The organism is Paraburkholderia sp. JPY419 (genome assembly GCF_050435705.1).
Classification (GTDB): Bacteria; Pseudomonadota; Gammaproteobacteria; order Burkholderiales; family Burkholderiaceae; genus Paraburkholderia; species Paraburkholderia youngii.
The window spans coordinates 734,703-752,351 of record NZ_JBNDKV010000003.1 but is presented as its reverse complement, the minus strand read 5'-3'; the positions used below and the strand labels follow the sequence as shown (position 1 = coordinate 752,351).

Genomic DNA, 17,649 nt, shown 5'->3' with positions numbered 1-17,649 from the left:
CCTCAATAGCGGGGTCACACTGATCAGCCGATCCGGCAGCATTTCGCGCTGCCCAGACGTCAGATGAACGCCGCATATCATCGTGCCGTGCTCCAGGAACGTTTCGCCACATGGCATGGCTGGACTGTCCCTACTGCATCCGGGAAAGCCGTCTGATAGGGATAACTATGCTTCCCTCGACAAAGGCAATCTACTCCCGTCAACTTGACAAAACCCCCCGGCGTCAGAATAGATGTCATGTTGTTTGATTCTTAGACATGGTCCGGGGGCGGTAGAATCGGGATGAATGAAAGCCTACCCAGAAGAAAGAAAAGAAGCCCTCGTGCGTCGCATGATGCCGCCGGAGAATGCGCCGGTGTCGGCGCTAGCACGAGAAACGGGGATTACCGAACAGACGTTGTACACGTGGCGCCGACAGGCGAAAGGACAAGGGCTGGCAGTGCCGGGCGACGGGAAGAACCCCGAAGGATGGTCTTCGGAAGACAAGTTTGCCGTAGTGCTGGAAGCCGCCCCGCTCAACGCAGCGGAGCTGGCCGAGTATTGTCGTCGCAAAGGTCTATACCCCGAGCAGATCGCTGCGTGGCGGGCTGCCTGCCAGGCCGCCAACGCGAATGCTGCCGAGCAGGCGCGCGAGCAGCGTCACCAGTCCAAAGAGGACAAGCAGCGCATCAAGCAGCTCGAGAAGGAATTGCAGCGCAAGGAGAAGGCTCTGGCGGAAGCGGCGGCGCTGCTGATTCTCAGAAAAAAAGCCCAGGCGGTCTGGGGGGACAAAGAGGACGATTGATCAACGTCCCGGATCGCCTGATGTGTATATCGTTGATTCGCGAGGCGGTGCAGTCGGGCAGCCGGTTGGAGAAGGCTTGCAAGGAGCTGGGCCTGAGCCTGCGCACGTTCCAGCGCTGGGTCCGTGATGGCGAGGCGGAGCGCGCTGATGGTCGGACCACGACCGAGCGGCCGGCGCCGCGCAACAGGCTGAGCGAGGCCGAACGGCAACAGATTCTGGAGGTGGCCAATAGCGCTGAGTTCGCCAGCTTGCCGCCCAGCCAGCTCGTGCCGAGCCTGGCCGAGCGCGGCGTGTACCTCGCGTCGGAATCGAGCTTTTACCGTGTGCTGCGAAGTGCCTCGCAGCAGCACCGCCGAGGTCGGGCACGGCAGCCTTCGTCACGTATGCCCACCAGCCATTGTGCGACAGCACCGAATCAGCTGTGGTCGTGGGACATCACCTGGTTACCGGCGGCGATCAAGGGCAAGTTCTACTACTGGTACATGGTGCTCGATGTGTTTAGCCGCAAGATCGTCGGTCACGAAGTCCAGGAAGCGGAATCTGCAGAACTTGCGTCGTTGCTGATGCGGCGCACGAGTTTGGCCGAGGGCTTGGCGGGACGTCCGCTGGTGCTGCACTCGGACAATGGCAGTGCGATGAAGGGTGCGACGATGCTAGCCACGCTGGAAAACCTGGGCGTGGTGGCTTCGTTCAGCCGACCGCGTGTGAGCAACGACAACCCGTACGCCGAGGCGCTGTTCCGCACATGCAAGTACAGGCCCGACTATCCGCGTAAAGCGTTCGCGAGCCTTGACGAGGCGCGCGCCTGGACGCAGCAGTTCGTGCGTTGGTACAACCACGAGCATAAACACAGCGGCCTGAAATTCGTCACGCCGGCGCAGCGTCATAGCGGCGTCGCCACTGCGGTGCTGGCACAACGGGAAGTCTTGTACGCTCAGGCCAAGGCGCGCAATCCGCAGCGTTGGTCCCGCTCGACTCGCAATTGGGAATTGAAGGATGAAGTCTGGCTCAATCCGGAGCGGATGCCGCCGGTCGAATTAAAGCAGTGCGCGTGAAGTGACATGACAACTACGTTGACGAACACCGAAACCCTTCGCCCTCAAATGACATCTACCGCGTGCGTCGCTCTACCGAAAACATCTCGGCGAGCGCTTTGCCGCCTGGCATCGTTTTACGGACCTTAACCAAAATCCGTCCTGCTCCTGAGGAAAGCTCTGTTTATCGAAGTACTGCTAACTAAATACCTTAATGTGACAACGCCTCAGTCCGTCTATCGCCGGGAGGCCGAGTGACTACTGCTGTGGGCGATCGTCGAGCGCGGTAAAGCGCTATCTTCGCTCACGAGCGAGGATGCGACCGGTTATCGTGAGTTTCTGCGCCATCCCACTTCCCGCGCTTTGGGAGGGGGCGCCTGCACGACCGCGATCATCGCCCGAATGGCGGACGTTGACAGGCGAGCTGTCGCCGAATTCCATCGCCTATGCACTATCAGTTCCGGGTGCAATGTTTCGCTGGCTGATCGAGCAGCGCTACGTGCATGCGAAAATTCGCTTCCCATCGCAACTTTCGGACGCGTTAGTGCCAGTTTTCTCGCAATGACGAACGGGCCTCCTAGGCCCGTTCGTCATGGATCGCATCCACTGTTGGCGTGCGGTCAGACGCCTGAGCGCGTTGCAGGAGGTAGCACCTTAGCGGCGTCTCGCACCTCCACCGCGATCGACCGCAGTGGCGCCTCGGCAATGAAACGGTCTAGCAGTTCGCGCACGTCGTGGTCGATGAAGTCGGCGCGAGTTGTGTCGACGATGAGGGTCGCCCGATCCGGGATATGCGCTAGCATCTCCTTGAGCGCCACCTTGCCGAGAAACGACACATCCTTGCGAAACGAGAGCAGGAAATGGTCGTCGTGTCGCGCGAGGGCAATAGGCCGATGCAGATTCGCCCACAACGCGAGCGCGGCGCTGCACAGCACGCCGAGGACAATCCCGGTGAGCAGATCGATGGCGAGCACCCCGGCGATCGTTACAATGAAGGGAGTGAACGATGCCGCTCCCTGTTTCGCGAGCGTAATGAACAGCGACGGTCTGGCGAGCTTGAGGCCGGTTTGAATGAGAATGGCGGCCAGACTCGCGAGCGGAATCAGGTTGATCGCATCCGTGAGCGCGAACATGCTGACGAGGAGCAGCACGCCGTGCACGATTGCGGAGAGCCGGCTTCGCGCGCCGGCGTGGACGTTGGCCGAACTGCGGACGATGACGGATGTGATGGGCAATCCCCCAATGACACCTGCCACCATATTGCCGACGCCTTGCGCTTTGAGTTCGCGGTTCGGTGGTGCGGCGCGACGCTGCGGGTCGATCTGCTCGACGGCTTCGAGGCTCAGGAGCGTTTCTAGACTGGCGACAACGGCAAGCGTCAAGGCGACGATCCATATTTCCGGATCCACAAGGCGCGCGAAGCTCAGCCCGAACTCAGGGAAATGCAAGGCGTCGCCGAGCGCCGCGAACGATTTGATGACCGGCAACGCTACGCGGTGCTCAGGCGGCAACGCGAGCGTGGCGCCTAGCGCGCCGCAAACCAGCGTCGCGCTTACGCCCGCAACTACGACGACAAGCGGCGCGGGCACGAACCGCACTAGCGCGAAGCGTCTCAATGTATGCGTGTCCCAGGCCGCAAGGATGGCGAGCGAGATGGCGGCGACAGTACAGACGATGGGCGAGATGGATGCAAGCGCGCCTGCCAACGATTCGGTGTTGCCACCCGACGTCAGACCGACTGCGAGTGGGATCTGTTTGATGATCAGCAGCAGGCCGATGGCGGCGAGCATTCCCTTGATGACGGGTGTGGGCACATACGAGGCGAGCCGCCCGGCCCGAAGCGTGCCGAAGCCGAACTGGATGACACCCGAGAGCAGCAACGCAATAAGGAATGCAGAGAAACTACCGAGACGTCCGATGCCGTCGACGACGATCACGACGAGGCCCGCGGCGGGGCCGCTCACACTGAGGGACGATCCGCTGAGCAAGGCAACGACGATGCCACCAACGATGCCAGACACCAGCCCGGCTAGTGGCTCTGCGCCGGAGGCTTCTGCAATGCCGAGACACAACGGAAGCGCGACGAGAAAGACTACAGCGCCAGCAGTGAGGTCACGTAGAAGCGCAGACGGGAAAGCTCTCGAAGTCATGACAGAAGCGAAAAATAGTGAAGGGTGGATACCGCGACGCCAAACTTGTGCGACTGCGATTTTTTCGTGAACGAGGTAAGCGGAGCGATCTGGAGCGATGGGTCAGACGGGGGCGATTGCCTTGGTTGTTTCAGGCTCGTAGCCCGACACGAGTTCGCGCAACCGGCCGTCGTTCAGTGAAAAGATCCAGCCGTGCACAAGGGGGGAGGGTGCACGCTCACGCACGAGCGGATACTCGCGCAGCAGGCGTACCTGTTCGAGTACATTAAGTTCGACGAGCCGGTTGATGCGCGCCTCTTCCGATGGCAGGCGAGCGAGCGCCGCGTGATGCCTGTGTGCGAGTGCGCAAAGCGGCCTGATGCGGCGGTTGAAGTGCGGCAGGGCGTCGGCTGGCGGAAGTAGCGAGGCGCGCACGCCCCCGCATCCGTAGTGCCCGCAGACAATGATGTGCGCGACCCGCAACTCACACACAGCATATTCGAGCACGCTCATGGTGTTGTCGTCATCGAGATGAAAAAGGTTAGCGATGTTGCGATGAACGAGCAGATCCCCCGGCGCGCAGTGGGTGATGGTTTCGGCGGGTACGCGGCTATCTGAGCAGCCAATCCAGAGCACTTGCGGTTTCTGCCCCATGGCTAGAGCGCGAAACAAGTTTGGTTCGCGCTGTCCCATTTCTTGGGCCCACGCGACATTGGCGACGAGCATGCGTTTTGGAAGATTCACGAGTCGAGACTCCAATCAGGTCGTTGGCTTCGATCAATGCTTGCGAATAGCCTTCTATCAAGAAAATGGCCGGTCGCTCAAAAAAAGAAACCGGAACGATGCCAATATGTAGCGCGGACTTCGCCGTCTCCCGTCAATCAACCTACGCAGTGCGCCCGTCCCCGCCGGCATACCCTAGGAGAGTGCTCGGACATAGGGAAAATCAGCAGGCGACCGCTCTGGAGCTGGAGACGGGCTACTGCGCAGGAAACGTTTTCCGCGCCTTGCCGTGATGCGATGGACTGGTCTTGATATCCCCTAGAACCATCTATCACGACGACGCGCCGGCCATTCGGCCAGTCGGTCGCGCGGGGTCGTCCAGTGGCAGTATGCATGAGCGTCCGAAAGTATTTCGAGCGTCCTCTCCGATCGCCCATGCTAGGCGTTTCATTTCCAGCGTTTCCTTGCTACCCGGGTGTTACAACTGAAGAGGTCCTTGATGGTGGCTGAGAACACCGATGCCGACAGGATTGGCTCAGCAGCTTTTGCTAGCGGCCAAAGTGTTTTCGCGAGGTTTCTTGCCAGCCAAAAATTTGATCGACGGACGCCGTACCGACTGCCATTTGTCCTCGCCCCGGCAGAAGATTCCTCCATGATGGCGATCTCATACAGTGTTGTGCGCCAACAGTTGGTGTTGAGCTTGGTGAGAATTGCGATGCATTGGTGCGGTCATTAAGGTTTCCTTGCTAGAAAAGTCTACTGGCTATTGTAGGCGAGTCATTGTGTCGCAATTGTGTCCTTAGGATACCAACTGCGTTTTAGTTATATTGATCAGATGTAGCAAAACAGACCTCAATACGACAGATACAAGCATAAATTAATTTGATGACCTGCTTCTCAGTAGTCTCGCTTAGTCGGCACTGCCACGTTGCCGGGATGGTCGAGTAAAGTCGTCGGATGAAGAATGCAAACTCGCTTTATCACGGTCACCGCTTTCCGGCGGTGGTCATCAGCCACGCAGTCCGGTGGTACTTCCGGTTTCAGCTCAGCCTGCGCGACATCGAGGCACGCTCATTCCGATCCCGATCGACCCTTCCGGAAGAAGCGCTTTGCTGCGGCCTTATCGCGCTGCTTTTGCACCAGCACGTCGGGTTCAGCGCCGCGCTCGTCGCAACAGATACCGCTTGCCGCGCAGCGTCACGAACATCTCGTCCAGATGCCGCTCTGGCCGGCTTGAGCCGCGCTGCTTTGGCGCACTGGGAGAATCAAGCGCCAAACTTGTCGCACAATCAGCGGATCGTCTCATACGTGACCGCGACACCACGTTCGAGCCACGCCTCGTCGACGTCCAGAAGGCTCAGGCTGACCCGAAAACCTCACTGAGCCGCCCAGCTGATGACGACGGCAGTGAAGCTGTGCCCGTGATGAAGCGATTTCGTTTTCTTCACCACGTCATTCTGTCACTGGCCTACCGTCAACCTGACAACGTCGTTGCAAGTTGAGAGGCGCCACTAAGTGCAACGTTCCTCTGTGAGCATTAAAAAATGCTCATATAACCCATCAAAAAAGTTGATGGCGTGTAGCCGAACTACTAGTTAGTCCGTCCTGAACAATTCGTTTTGCCGAGCACCGTAGTTACGGGGATTGAAGCCGAGCAAGTCGGTGGTTGAACAAGGCGGTCAGAATGAAGGCGCAAAGAAGCCGCAGCTTCCTGAGGATCATCCGTAGATTGTGTCCTGCGCCGCACATCACCGCGTGCATCGCGTCGCCGAGCGCACCCTTGAGCCAGTTGCGATCGAGTTTTCCGTCTGTCTTCATGTGACCGATTGCTGGCTCGATTGCGCTGCGCCGTCTGATCATCGCGCGTAGTCCGCGTGTAATGCCCCGCCGCAAGCCCGGGTGGTAGATCTTCACACCATCGACGGCGACACCCTTGTAGCCACGGTCGACGATGGCGACCTCCGGCGTGGCGTCGCACAGGATTGCCGCCTGCTCCAGCGCTTCAGCCAGGGTGTGCCCGTCGTACGGATTGCCTGGCATCGAGCGCATGCCAACCACCAGTCCTTCCTTGTGGGTCGTCGCGATCGAAACTTTCACCCCGAACTCGTACGGCTTGCGCGCCTTGCCCTTGGCCAGGCACTCGACTTCCGGTGCATGCAGCGCATAAAGCTTGTTCTTGTCCTTCGGCTTCTGCGCCAGAATGCGTCTCGTGCGGGCGATCAGTTCCGTTAATTCAGCGCAGCCTAGGTCGGCCACCTGGTTGACCTGCCGCTCCACATCGCGCATCACCCGTCCAACGCGCGAGCGCAGCGTGCGCAGCGCTTTCCTCATGCGTTTGTACTGTTTCGCGTGAGCGTAGCGGCCAATCTGCAGCGCCAGATGCGGCGCCTCGCGGTTGTAGTTCTGCCTCAGTTTCAGACCGTGCCGTGCCGCGGCTTTCACCAGATGTTCGCGACACCGTTCGAGCAGGCGCGAATCGGTTGGGTGGGCGATCGCCTTCTCCATGACGGTCGTATCAACAATCACGCGCTTGACGCTCGAAGCCTTGATCACGCCAGCGCGTTTTGCTGCTTCGATCGTTTCGGCCAGCAACTCTTCAACGCCGGCTTCGCCCATTCGCTTGCGCCAACGCGTCAGGCTCGATGGGTCGATCGGAGGTTCGGTCTGCAAGTAGGTCTCGCCGGTGAACACCTGCCAGTACGGGTTCTCTACCCATTGCCAGACGACCTCTTCGTCGGACAGGTCGAACGCGTGCTGCAAATACAGCAACCCGGCGATCAGCCTCGGCGATGTCGCCGGTCGTCCCTTGCGCGATACAAAGCTTTCGCTCATTGATGCGCCCAGTCGCTCCCAGTTGATCAGGTCGGCCAAACGTATCAACGGATGCTTCAGGTTGATCTGTTCGCGCAGCGGCTGGCGGAAAAAATCTCCCTCCGTCACAGGCGTCTTCGGACCCATTCGCACCTCGTCGAAAAATGCAGGATTCTCACGTTAATGTGCCAGGATCCTGCAAATCTCACAACACCAATTCGGCCTCAAAGCTCTGCCACGCAAGGCTCTCCGAATTGATCAGGCTCGACTAGTTATCAAATTCGGCGTAGGGTTCGCAGATACCGTCAAAGCTGCTCGCCGCAAACCTAGCCGCACATGGCATCGTGACGAAGTCTTCGTTACGTTGCTCGGCGAGCCTTATCTGCTCCCTGGTGGGCAGTCGACCAGCACGGCACCGAACCCGACATGCTGCTGCAGAAACGTCGCGATAAGGCCCGCGCTTCTTCAACCGCGTGCTGGCAGCCTGTCCCGACACGCCACGAAGGATGGTCATCGATCAGTTGCGCAGCTATCCGGGCGCGAAGGCCGAAATTCCCGAACTGGCAAACATCAAACGCGTCTTCGTCAAAGCCAGTGCTCGGCTGAACAACCGCGCCGAAGATAGCCATTAACCTGCGCGTGAGCGCGAACGCCGGATGCGTGGTTTCCGCGATCCTGATCGCACACAAGCGTTCTTATCGAGCTTCGCTCCGATTCGTCAGCACTTCGCGCTCAAGCGGCATTTACTGCGTGCGTCAGTGTATTGCGAACAGCTCGCCGCATGCTTTCCCGAGTGGCATCGTTTCATTGGGCTCGCCCAAGATCCGTCCAATTTCTGAGCAAATGTACCTCCTCTGCGCTCTTGCGTCTCGAATACCTTGACGTGACAACGCCTGCGAAGCTGCCAAGATCAAAATTCGCGGCAGCCCCGGGTTGTGCAGCCGTATCCCTTGTCCGCTGAGGCTTAAGCCCGTCTTTTATGAAGTCGGTTGGCGACACGAAGCTACGCGGGCTGAGGTGAAAATAGGAGTTCTGTCGCGATAAGGAAAGTAGATCGAGCATGCTCCCATATATATATAGGATTGCATATAGTCAGCGAGTGGAGCTTGGCAGTTGCCGTTCGGTAATCGCCGCCGACCTTCATTTGCCCCTTGCGAATCATATACATCATCTCAGAGAGAATGATGCACGCTCATCGAAAATTCTTGAAGTCCGATCACCCGTTTGAATGATGCGTTTGATCGCTTGATAGTCCTGTGCCGTGACGTTGTTCGGGTATTTGTTCTTCCAGATCCTGATCGGGGTTTCGCGTAAGCGGGAGACCCTTACGAAGCTGCCCCCTGCGCTTCGTTCCCTGGGGGGTTTGTCTAGCAGGCTGTTGAATTTGGGTCCCGTGTAAACGGGGTTTGAGGGACGGGCGTTATGGATATCGTGTTCATGATCTTTGGCAGCGGATGCGATGCGCGGAATGGATGAGATGCAGGAACCCCTGTTCACGACGGTCAAGCTCGAGGACTTCGTCCCGGCAGATCACCCGTTGCGACCGATCCGGTTGCTGGTGAATGACGCGTTGAAACGGCTCAACGGGCTGTTCAGCGTCATCTACGCGGACACCGGCCGTGCCTCGATTGCGCCTGAGAAGCTGATGCGGGCGCTGCTGTTGCAGGTGTTCTACTCGGTGCGCAGCGAGCGCATGCTGATGGAGCAGATGCGCTACAACCTGCTGTTCCGCTGGTTTGTCGGGCTGGCGATTGAGGACGCGGTGTGGGACCACTCGGTGTTCTCGAAGAACCGCGACCGGCTTCTGGAGCATGAAGTCGTGGAAGCGTTCTTCACCGAAGTCATGAGCCTGGCGGACAAGCGGGGCTTGCTGTCGAGAGAGCATTTCTCGGTGGACGGCACGCTGATTCAGGCGTGGGCCAGTCACAAGAGCTTCCGCCGCAAGGACGGCCCGGACGATGGTCCGCCAGCCGGCGGTGGCCGCAACGCCGACACTGACTGGAAAGGCGAGCGACGTAGCAATGCCACGCACGAGTCGACTACTGATCCGGAGGCGCGATTGTTCAAGAAGAGCCACAAGAGCCCGGCCATCCTGTGCTACCACGGGCACATCCTGATGGAGAATCGCTCGGGGCTGGTGGTCGGCGCCGTGGTGAGTCACGCAGATGGTTTCGCCGAGCGGGCCAGCGCATTGCAATTGCTCGATTGCGTGCCAGGCGCTCATGCGAAGACAGTTGGTGCCGACAAGGCGTATGACACCCGCGACTTCGTGAACGATTGCCGCGCTCGCAACGTGACACCGCATGTCGCGCGCAACGATGAGCGTTGGGGCGGCAGCGCAATCGATGGTCGCACTTCGCGGCATACAGGCTACCGGATTAGCCAGATCATCCGCAAACGAATCGAAGAGCATTTCGGCTGGGGTAAAACGGTCGGTCGGATCCGGCAGACGGTCTATCGCGGTATCAAGCGCGTCGACCAGCACTTCAAGCTGACGATGGTTGCGAGCAATCTGACCCGCATGGCCCGAATGCCAGGGGTGGTGCCGCAAGGAGCGGCGCGATGAGCCGTCACGGCGTGAAGACTGCGCGCCAGCGGGGCTGCATGCGTGCGCATGCCCCGCGCGGATCGCGCGGCAAACCGGCAATTCAGCGGGAAATTGCACGCGCAAGTCTCCTGAACGTAGCTTCGGTCGTCATGACGGGGCGCTTTTCAACAGCCTGCTAGAGAGGTGCTGCCCAAAACGTAGCTCGGTTCGCATAAGGTAACTGGAAAAACCTGATCGTCGGCGATCCATCGAATGACTTGTCCATCTACCCATTTCATTTGGGCATAACCAGAGTACCACCAAGAATCCCCGATAAGTGCTTACTGACACCTTGCATGCAAAATTGCAAGACTTGCAGAAAGCTCATGCCCCAATCTTGTATGATCTGCGCATATGACAGATCATACTCTGTCGAACTGGCACAATTAAATACCAAACGTACTTGTTCTGCCAATTCAACATAAGTTCGACGATCGAGGCCCCAATATGGTTCGGTTGGAGAAGCATTCAATATCGTTATCTTTTCCAGAAAAGCAGGCTTAATTCGATATCTAATTAAGGCTTCATCAAAACGCTGCTCGGCTGTTCTTTCAGGACTCCCTCTCACCATTGCCAAAACATGCTCAACCTGCGGATCAGCAGATAGTCTGGCGGTCAAATGTGCTCCGACAAAACCATTGCTGCCGATTACCAAAGCCAACCGGTTACTCGTGGAGTCACTCAGGGGTTTAGGCTGATAATCGGGATGCAGTTGTGGTCGCAATAAACCCGGGTTTCCTGAACTCAAGGCAACAATATCGGCCATTTTCCCCGGAAAATGCGATATCGGTTGTATCCGCCCAGCCGCCGGTTCGGCACTTGCAGCGCAGGTGTTGGCGCCGTTCTTGCTGCATTAGGAACCCAGATGGCCTGACCTCGAAAGTCATATCAGGATTTAGCTTGACCGCCAACGAACCAGCGTCTCGCCTGCCGACCAGAGTCGCTTTTCCGCGTGATATCCAGGCATTGTTGCGGATGCAAGGGATGATGAACGCGTCACATTTCATGACCGTTCCGCTTCTCGCACTGCACATGTCCGTCACGCTGCATTTCAATTTCGCAGCACTTGCGACGGTGATGGCCGGGAACCTGCTGTCCGCCCAGATGCTGCCGCTGATTGCTGGGCTCGCAGGGCTGTTTGATACGCGGTTCGCGTTCGCCAGCAGCGCTGTCCTGTTCGGGCTTCTCGGAGCCGCGGTGTTTCAGCTGAAACCTCGACTATTGCGAGGTGTCAGGTCGCAGCCCGGTTATCTCCAGCCTGCGCGTAGCGGCGGCGCATCGCGGTCTGTGGCGTCTGATTGCGGTGTCTCTGCCTTGGTTTTTTCTGTTCCCGCAACTGTACGTAGCATTTCCGCTGTACGCCGGCCGCATGCCTGGCCCCTATGCAGCGTCAGCCGTGTATGTCGTGAACGGTGTGATCGGATTGGCCTTCATGCTGTCGCCCAAACACTGGCTTGTCCGGATGAATCCCGCGTCTGCGACAATCGGCGCGTACCTCGCTGCCGCTTTTGCCTATGCGAGCGTGGCTGCCATGGATGGTGTCGCCTGGTTCCTGGTCTTCGTCGCGGGATACACCGTTACCGAAACAATTCTGGTGCCGGCGTTCGAAACCATGATCGCGTCTCTGGCGGTTGACGGAAGCCAAAGCACGTTCTTTGGTGCGCTGAGCGCTGTGGGGGCATTAGGAAGCACGGCGGGATATTATGCGGGCAGTTGGCTCGCAACGAACGGCACACCAATCCAGACATGGATCACGTTCGGCAGTGTGGGGACCCTCGCATTTGCGGCTGCCGTGATACTTCTTCCACGTGCAAAGATGATCGGCTGATTGGTAGAAGGCAGGATGCCTGCCGAGTTCAGGCATCCTCTAACCTGCCTGCTAGGCAAGACCGTCAGATTCGTCAGGATAGGATCATTCCGACAATTGATTGACGCGAACGCTCAAGCTCACAGCTTTCAAGCTGACATCATTGCCGGAATTCTTCATGAATGGTCAGCGCGGCGGCTACGTGCGGGACGGCACTTTTGAACAAAGTGCCGAGCGCCAGCCCGACGGCATTACGCTTGACCGCATCTTTGCGGACAAGGCGTTGGGCAAAGAGACGAAGCGGCCGCAACTCGCCCTGTTGCTCTCGTTCGTGCGTGTTGAGGACACTTTAGGCATGCACAGCATGGACCGACTCGCGGAGAACCTAGACATAGAGTTCAAGGATTTTCGCTGCGCGGGCATTGTAGTGGGGCATCGAGCTCATGCACATGATCCGCAAAGGCCTGATGAAAGAGGGCGATATGACACAGACGCCCGCCCAGCAGTCGTACTCGCTGGCTGCATAAGCCGTCCTGCGCAAGCAGGACGTTTCTCGCCCCCTTATCGCGGCAGAGCCGGGGACTATTCTTGCCGCGAGAGGCCCATGTGTGACGGTTAAAGCTGGGTCACGCGGTCGGTTGTAACAACGCTCCGATCTTCGCTCGCAGGAACTCAATTTTCGTTGCACTGGCGCGGGCTATGGTTTGGGGGTCGACGCCAGCGCCGTGGCCGCCGTCGTGCTGTTCCAGGTACCACACCTCACGATGTCCGAGTGCCTGCATTTTCGCTACCATCTTGCGTGCATGGCCTGGATGCACGCGATCGTCAGTGGACGACGACGTGAATAGCACGGGCGGATAGGAGACGCCCGGCTTTACGTTGTGATAGGGCGAGTAAGCCATGAGGATCCGACAATCGTCGGCGTCGTCGGGATTTCCGTACTCGTCGACCCACAAAGCGCCCTGCAACAACAGGTGAAAACGGGACATGTCGAGCAATGGCACGTCCGAGACAACGGCACCGAATAAATCCGGGCGTTGGATCATGCACGCTGCAGTTAATAACCCGCCGTTGCTCCCGCCTTGGATCGCGAGCTGCGCCGGGACGGTAACGCCGGAGCCGACCAGTGCCTCAGCCACGGCAATGAAATCGTCAAATGCGACCTGACGTTTTTCTCGTTGTGCGGCTTGATGCCATCTAGGTCCGAACTCACCTCCGCCCCGGATGCTCGCGATTGCGTACACGCCGCCCGGTTCGAGCCAGGAGAATCCCAAGGTGCCCAAATAGGTGGGCGTGTCGAGCGGGACTTCGAATCCGCCGTATCCATAGAGCAGGCAAGGTCGAGGATTGCCCTGAAGATCTGCCTCACGACCGATCACCCAATACGGAATCTGCGCGCCATCGGGCGCCACGGCATGCCGGCGCAGCGCGACCAATCCGGTTGAATTGAAGCGTGCGGGAAGCTTTCCGAGCAGGTGCCACGGTGTGTTACTCGAGAGATCGACATAATATAGCGTCGGTGGTGTCAGGAAGTGATTGACGTAAATCAGTACGGTGTCATCGCGTGCCCTATCGACGGCGGTCACCGATGCTTCGCACCCGGCCGGCAACGGATACACTCGAGATTGCCAAATGTCGTGGACCGAACCAGGTGGACGCCAGAGCGTCACGCGGGTAATACTTTCGCTCTTGACTGAGACGATTAGCCAGCGCTTCGTATAATGCACCCCTGACAGTGCGGTCTCTTCGGTTGGCGCGAAAAGTACTATGAAATGGCGATCGCCGTCGATAAATGCGTCATGTCGAATGGCCAGCAATGAACCACCTCGATAAATCGTTTCGTTGGCGTGCCAATCGGTGCGTGGCGTAACGAATAGCCACTCGTTCCACTCAAACAAGCGAGCCGAATTGCGCGGCACATCGTATAACCGCCATTCACCGGCCTCTTCGTCAAGCCAGAAGTTTTCCGCTTCGTATAATGCCGTTCTGCGGCATGCGATATGGCGCGCTTGGATTGGATTGTAATTCGCTGACGCACCCAAGTCGTCACGCTCGCATTCGAACACCACCGGCGCATGTGCAATTGACGTTCCTCGCTTCCACCTGCGGACCTGTCGCGGGTAACCGGAAACAGTGACAGCGGGGTCAGCACTTACTGAGCTATCATCCCAACTCACGTAAACTGTATCTTGATCGATCCATGCAACGCTGTGGTGACCGGAATCTGGTAGTTCGAATCCGTTCTCAACAAAGGCACGTCTTTCCACGTCGAATTCCCGCACAATATGGGTATCGGAGCCGCCGGGAGAAAGAAAAACCAGTGCGCGATCGGCGGTGGGACAAAGAAGGCGAAAGTCGGCCATAGCCCAGCGCGTGCCGTCCCCGTTTCGGTTGTTCAAGCCAAGCGCATTGACCTCCAGTACCACTTCCCATTCAGGATTGCCCTCAATCCAGGTATTCCAAGCCGTGCGCCGTACAAAACCGAGCGGACGGGCGTCATCGCGCCAGATGTTGTAAGCCCAGTTCCCCCAGCGTGAACATACGACGATGCAATCTTGCGCCATCATGGATTCGACGAGCCGCTCAGTTAGCACGTCCGCACCTGACGTGCACCCATACATTCCCATTGTGCGGTCCGTCTGCGCATCGGCCCATGAATTAACATCGAGACTATCGAGTTCTTCGAGATCGATATATGGATCGGCCGCGCCGAGCTTAGGCGGCCAAATAATTTCAGATGGAAAAGGTATCATATTGCATTCCAATGTTACCGACTATTAAGGTACTTTCATGCTGGCTGGCTTTAGCCTTAGTCGCCCGATTCTCGTCAACAGAAGTGCAATTTCGACATGCTCAAGATCCACGCGTTCCGTGATGATTTGCGCGTCGTGCGATGGACAATACTACTGAAACTTGGGCGGTCATGACCGTGTCTGCAGGCGAGCGCCAGTGCACGCTCGCCAGAAAATTAGCTCGCGGCTCTGGCCCCGGAGTAGTTCACGCAAATCGTCGGGCCATGCTTCGACGTCGCACCCGTGATGGTGCGGCAGCGCAGGCGTGAGTCTCTCCATTTCGAATGCAGCCCGAGTGCGCGACGGAGCCGCTCGGGCACAGAGTTTTTATATCGAAGGGAAGTGATCCATGATAGTTCTACGACAGACAGGCGGTCTTGCGCTGCAGGTTCGTTACTCCGACAGGCAGTTCGAATTTCAACTGCTGAACGCGCTGACTGTCCGCGAAGATCTTGCCGCCGCGGCCGGAGAATCGGTCGTTTGCGACGGCGAGTTCGGCGGGCAGGCGCAACATCCGTGCAAGTGCACGGCTGCGTTCGATCCGCCTCGTACGAAAAGCCTGAACATCTTCTGGCGAGCCGATCCGCACGTACTCGCGCATTCTGAACATTCGTATGCGCGGTGGGGTCCAGAGAAGGTTCGTGAGGAAGCGGTACGACAGCAGGTCTAATCGTGAGCCCATTTTTCGGTAGCGGGCCGCGTTGCGCGATGACCGAGAGCGGATCGCACGCAGCGGACGCGAGCACCTCGCGCGTTGGCTTTTGCTGGGCCAGCCAAGCGTCGCTTCGCTCGTCGCTTGGATCGGCTAGTACGTCGTTCAGCGCCCGCAACAGGCACCGATGGTCCAGTTCGTCGCCTCAGAACGCGTGATTGGTGCCGGCGAGGCGCGGGAAGTTGTTCATGTATTCGTTGTTCTCGAAGTCCTTGCGTGCCACCGCTGGCCGGAAGCGCAGAACTTCCGGATTTGGTCCGCAGTCATGCACGATATCAGCCAGATCAGGCGTTCGACGATGCATTTATAGATATGATTGTGCTCATAAAGGCCGTTTTCGCCGGTGTCGCGAGCAGGCCTGCTTCTATGAACCTCTCACGCAACGACCGGTGCGCATCGGACACCGCGGCGTCCCCACGTACATAGTCAGGGATGGAAGATAGGACAGGTATGCTCACCTCATATCTATCAATAGTGACGGATGCAGGGAAAGCAGCAGGCTGGCCGTGTTCTGGCCGATCCGGTTGTTGCGAATCATTAGGCGGTGCGGAGTAAATGTCGCGTAGTGCGACGGCGGATGCACGCTTCGCTGCGCATACTGGATGCGACACTCGGGATCAAGCGTCGGCTGACTACTACTTGCGGCCCGGCTATTGAGACCCGCGCTGGCATTGACGAAAATGTGTTTGACTCCCGCACACTTTGCGCGGCTGCCCCGGCACGTCGGTATGCGATGATCGTGGCGACGCACTGTTACAGCGGTTTGACGAACCCATACCTCTCGATCCCTGCGCAGAGCCGGACGGCGCCGCCCGGCGCGTAGACTCCGGTCGAGTGGTGGCAATCCATGTCGGCGGGTGCGGACGTTGACGAGGCCTTAATGCCAAAGGGACATTGCCTAGCAGGCTGTTGAATTTGGGTCCCGTGTAAACGGGGTTTGAGGGACGGGCGTTATGGATATCGTGTTCATGATCTTTGGCAGCGGATGCGATGCGCGGAATGGATGAGATGCAGGAACCCCTGTTCACGACGGTCAAGCTCGAGGACTTCGTCCCGGCAGATCACCCGTTGCGACCGATCCGGTTGCTGGTGAATGACGCGTTGAAACGGCTCAACGGGCTGTTCAGCGTCATCTACGCGGACACCGGCCGTGCCTCGATTGCGCCTGAGAAGCTGATGCGGGCGCTGCTGTTGCAGGTGTTCTACTCGGTGCGCAGCGAGCGCATGCTGATGGAGCAGATGCGCTACAACCTGCTGTTCCGCTGGTTTGTCGGGCTGGCGATTGAGGACGCGGTGTGGGACCACTCGGTGTTCTCGAAGAACCGCGACCGGCTTCTGGAGCATGAAGTCGTGGAAGCGTTCTTCACCGAAGTCATGAGCCTGGCGGACAAGCGGGGCTTGCTGTCGAGAGAGCATTTCTCGGTGGACGGCACGCTGATTCAGGCGTGGGCCAGTCACAAGAGCTTCCGCCGCAAGGACGGCCCGGACGATGGTCCGCCAGCCGGCGGTGGCCGCAACGCCGACACTGACTGGAAAGGCGAGCGACGTAGCAATGCCACGCACGAGTCGACTACTGATCCGGAGGCGCGATTGTTCAAGAAGAGCCACAAGAGCCCGGCCATCCTGTGCTACCACGGGCACATCCTGATGGAGAATCGCTCGGGGCTGGTGGTCGGCGCCGTGGTGAGTCACGCAGATGGTTTCGCCGAGCGGGCCAGCGCATTGCAATTGCTCGATTGCGTGCCAGGCGCTCATGCGAAGACAGTTGGTGCCGACAAGGCGTATGACACCCGCGACTTCGTGAACGATTGCCGCGCTCGCAACGTGACACCGCATGTCGCGCGCAACGATGAGCGTTGGGGCGGCAGCGCAATCGATGGTCGCACTTCGCGGCATACGGGCTACCGGATTAGCCAGATCATCCGCAAACGAATCGAAGAGCATTTCGGCTGGGGTAAAACGGTCGGTCGGATCCGGCAGACGGTCTATCGCGGTATCAAGCGCGTCGACCAGCACTTCAAGCTGACGATGGTTGCGAGCAATCTGACCCGCATGGCCCGAATGCCAGGGGTGGTGCCGCAAGGAGCGGCGCGATGAGCCGTCACGGCGTGAAGACTGCGCGCCAGCGGGGCTGCATGCGTGCGCATGCCCCGCGCGGATCGCGCGGCAAACCGGCAATTCAGCGGGAAATTGCACGCGCAAGTCTCCTGAACGTAGCTTCGGTCGTCATGACGGGGCGCTTTTCAACAGCCTGCTAGGCGAAAAATGAT

Annotated in this window: 11 protein-coding genes and 7 pseudogenes; 10 read left to right on the top strand and 8 right to left on the bottom strand. The window is 58.7% G+C overall.

Annotated features, from left to right (window positions below; all coding sequences use genetic code 11):
* Positions 1 to 27 precede the first annotated feature (27 nt).
* The 3 genes and pseudogenes from QFZ91_RS27155 to QFZ91_RS27145 form a co-directional block, all read left to right on the top strand.
* Positions 28 to 156: pseudogene (locus QFZ91_RS27155) on the top strand (IS6 family transposase); the annotation flags it as partial.
* 130 nt (positions 157 to 286) lie between these two features.
* Positions 287 to 1,839, top strand: a protein-coding gene (locus tag QFZ91_RS27150) for an IS3 family transposase (protein WP_429568996.1) whose coding sequence is annotated in 2 segments (ribosomal slippage) — positions 287 to 749 and positions 749 to 1,839 — 1,554 coding nt in all. Because the reading frame shifts where the segments join, the coding sequence is not laid out codon by codon here.
* A gap of 195 nt (positions 1,840 to 2,034) precedes the next feature.
* Positions 2,035 to 2,326, top strand: a pseudogene (locus tag QFZ91_RS27145) (integrase); the annotation flags it as partial.
* Positions 2,327 to 2,438: 112 nt separating this feature from the next.
* On the opposite strand, the gene QFZ91_RS27140 reads toward QFZ91_RS27145, so the two are convergent.
* Both QFZ91_RS27140 and QFZ91_RS27135 read right to left on the bottom strand, forming a co-directional pair.
* Positions 2,439 to 3,968, bottom strand: a complete 1,530-nt coding sequence (locus QFZ91_RS27140; protein ID WP_429569013.1) for a SulP family inorganic anion transporter — start codon at positions 3,966 to 3,968, stop codon at positions 2,439 to 2,441.
* Between the two features lie 102 nt (positions 3,969 to 4,070).
* Entirely contained in the window at positions 4,071 to 4,691 is a 621-nt protein-coding gene (locus QFZ91_RS27135; RefSeq protein WP_429569012.1) for a carbonic anhydrase, read from the bottom strand.
* A 936-nt stretch (positions 4,692 to 5,627) separates the two neighbouring features.
* On the opposite strand from QFZ91_RS27135, the pseudogene QFZ91_RS27130 reads away from it, so the two are divergent.
* Positions 5,628 to 5,735: pseudogene (locus tag QFZ91_RS27130) on the top strand (IS6 family transposase); the annotation flags it as partial.
* Between the two features lie 27 nt (positions 5,736 to 5,762).
* On the opposite strand, the pseudogene QFZ91_RS27125 reads toward QFZ91_RS27130, so the two are convergent.
* Both QFZ91_RS27125 and QFZ91_RS27120 read right to left on the bottom strand, forming a co-directional pair.
* Positions 5,763 to 6,118: pseudogene (locus QFZ91_RS27125) on the bottom strand (DDE-type integrase/transposase/recombinase); the annotation flags it as partial.
* A 187-nt stretch (positions 6,119 to 6,305) separates the two neighbouring features.
* Complete coding sequence (locus QFZ91_RS27120; protein ID WP_429522490.1) at positions 6,306 to 7,628, bottom strand: IS5 family transposase; 1,323 nt, start codon at positions 7,626 to 7,628, stop codon at positions 6,306 to 6,308.
* A 130-nt stretch (positions 7,629 to 7,758) separates the two neighbouring features.
* Here QFZ91_RS27120 and QFZ91_RS27115 point away from each other — a divergent pair.
* Positions 7,759 to 8,320, top strand: a pseudogene (locus tag QFZ91_RS27115) (DDE-type integrase/transposase/recombinase); the annotation flags it as partial.
* A 620-nt stretch (positions 8,321 to 8,940) separates the two neighbouring features.
* Complete coding sequence (locus QFZ91_RS27110) at positions 8,941 to 10,047, top strand: IS5 family transposase (protein ID WP_429522659.1); 1,107 nt, start codon at positions 8,941 to 8,943, stop codon at positions 10,045 to 10,047.
* A 256-nt stretch (positions 10,048 to 10,303) separates the two neighbouring features.
* On the opposite strand, the gene QFZ91_RS27105 is transcribed toward QFZ91_RS27110, so the two are convergent.
* Positions 10,304 to 10,834 carry an SDR family oxidoreductase gene (locus QFZ91_RS27105; RefSeq protein ID WP_429569011.1) on the bottom strand — a complete coding sequence of 177 codons (531 nt, stop codon included), beginning with the start codon at positions 10,832 to 10,834 and terminating at the stop codon, positions 10,304 to 10,306.
* A gap of 462 nt (positions 10,835 to 11,296) precedes the next feature.
* Between QFZ91_RS27105 and QFZ91_RS27100 the strand changes: the two genes are divergently transcribed.
* The 3 genes and pseudogenes from QFZ91_RS27100 to QFZ91_RS27090 all read left to right on the top strand — a co-directional run.
* Complete coding sequence (locus tag QFZ91_RS27100) at positions 11,297 to 11,896, top strand: hypothetical protein (protein ID WP_429569010.1); 600 nt, start codon at positions 11,297 to 11,299, stop codon at positions 11,894 to 11,896.
* Positions 11,897 to 12,053: 157 nt separating this feature from the next.
* A pseudogene (locus tag QFZ91_RS27095) lies at positions 12,054 to 12,251 on the top strand (recombinase family protein); the annotation flags it as partial.
* A 21-nt stretch (positions 12,252 to 12,272) separates the two neighbouring features.
* A pseudogene (locus tag QFZ91_RS27090) lies at positions 12,273 to 12,402 on the top strand (IS6 family transposase); the annotation flags it as partial.
* 99 nt (positions 12,403 to 12,501) lie between these two features.
* On the opposite strand, the gene QFZ91_RS27085 reads toward QFZ91_RS27090, so the two are convergent.
* From QFZ91_RS27085 to QFZ91_RS27075, 3 genes are all read right to left on the bottom strand, one after another.
* Positions 12,502 to 14,628, bottom strand: a complete 2,127-nt coding sequence (locus QFZ91_RS27085) for a prolyl oligopeptidase family serine peptidase (protein ID WP_429569009.1) — start codon at positions 14,626 to 14,628, stop codon at positions 12,502 to 12,504.
* A 397-nt stretch (positions 14,629 to 15,025) separates the two neighbouring features.
* Complete coding sequence (locus tag QFZ91_RS27080) at positions 15,026 to 15,277, bottom strand: hypothetical protein (RefSeq protein WP_429569008.1); 252 nt, start codon at positions 15,275 to 15,277, stop codon at positions 15,026 to 15,028.
* 247 nt (positions 15,278 to 15,524) lie between these two features.
* Positions 15,525 to 15,683, bottom strand: coding sequence for a hypothetical protein (locus QFZ91_RS27075; protein WP_429569007.1), 159 nt, complete (start codon positions 15,681 to 15,683; stop codon positions 15,525 to 15,527).
* Positions 15,684 to 16,369: 686 nt separating this feature from the next.
* Here QFZ91_RS27075 and QFZ91_RS27070 point away from each other — a divergent pair.
* A complete protein-coding gene (locus QFZ91_RS27070; RefSeq protein ID WP_429522659.1) occupies positions 16,370 to 17,476 on the top strand; it encodes an IS5 family transposase in 1,107 nt (368 codons plus the stop codon).
* Positions 17,477 to 17,649 lie beyond the last annotated feature (173 nt).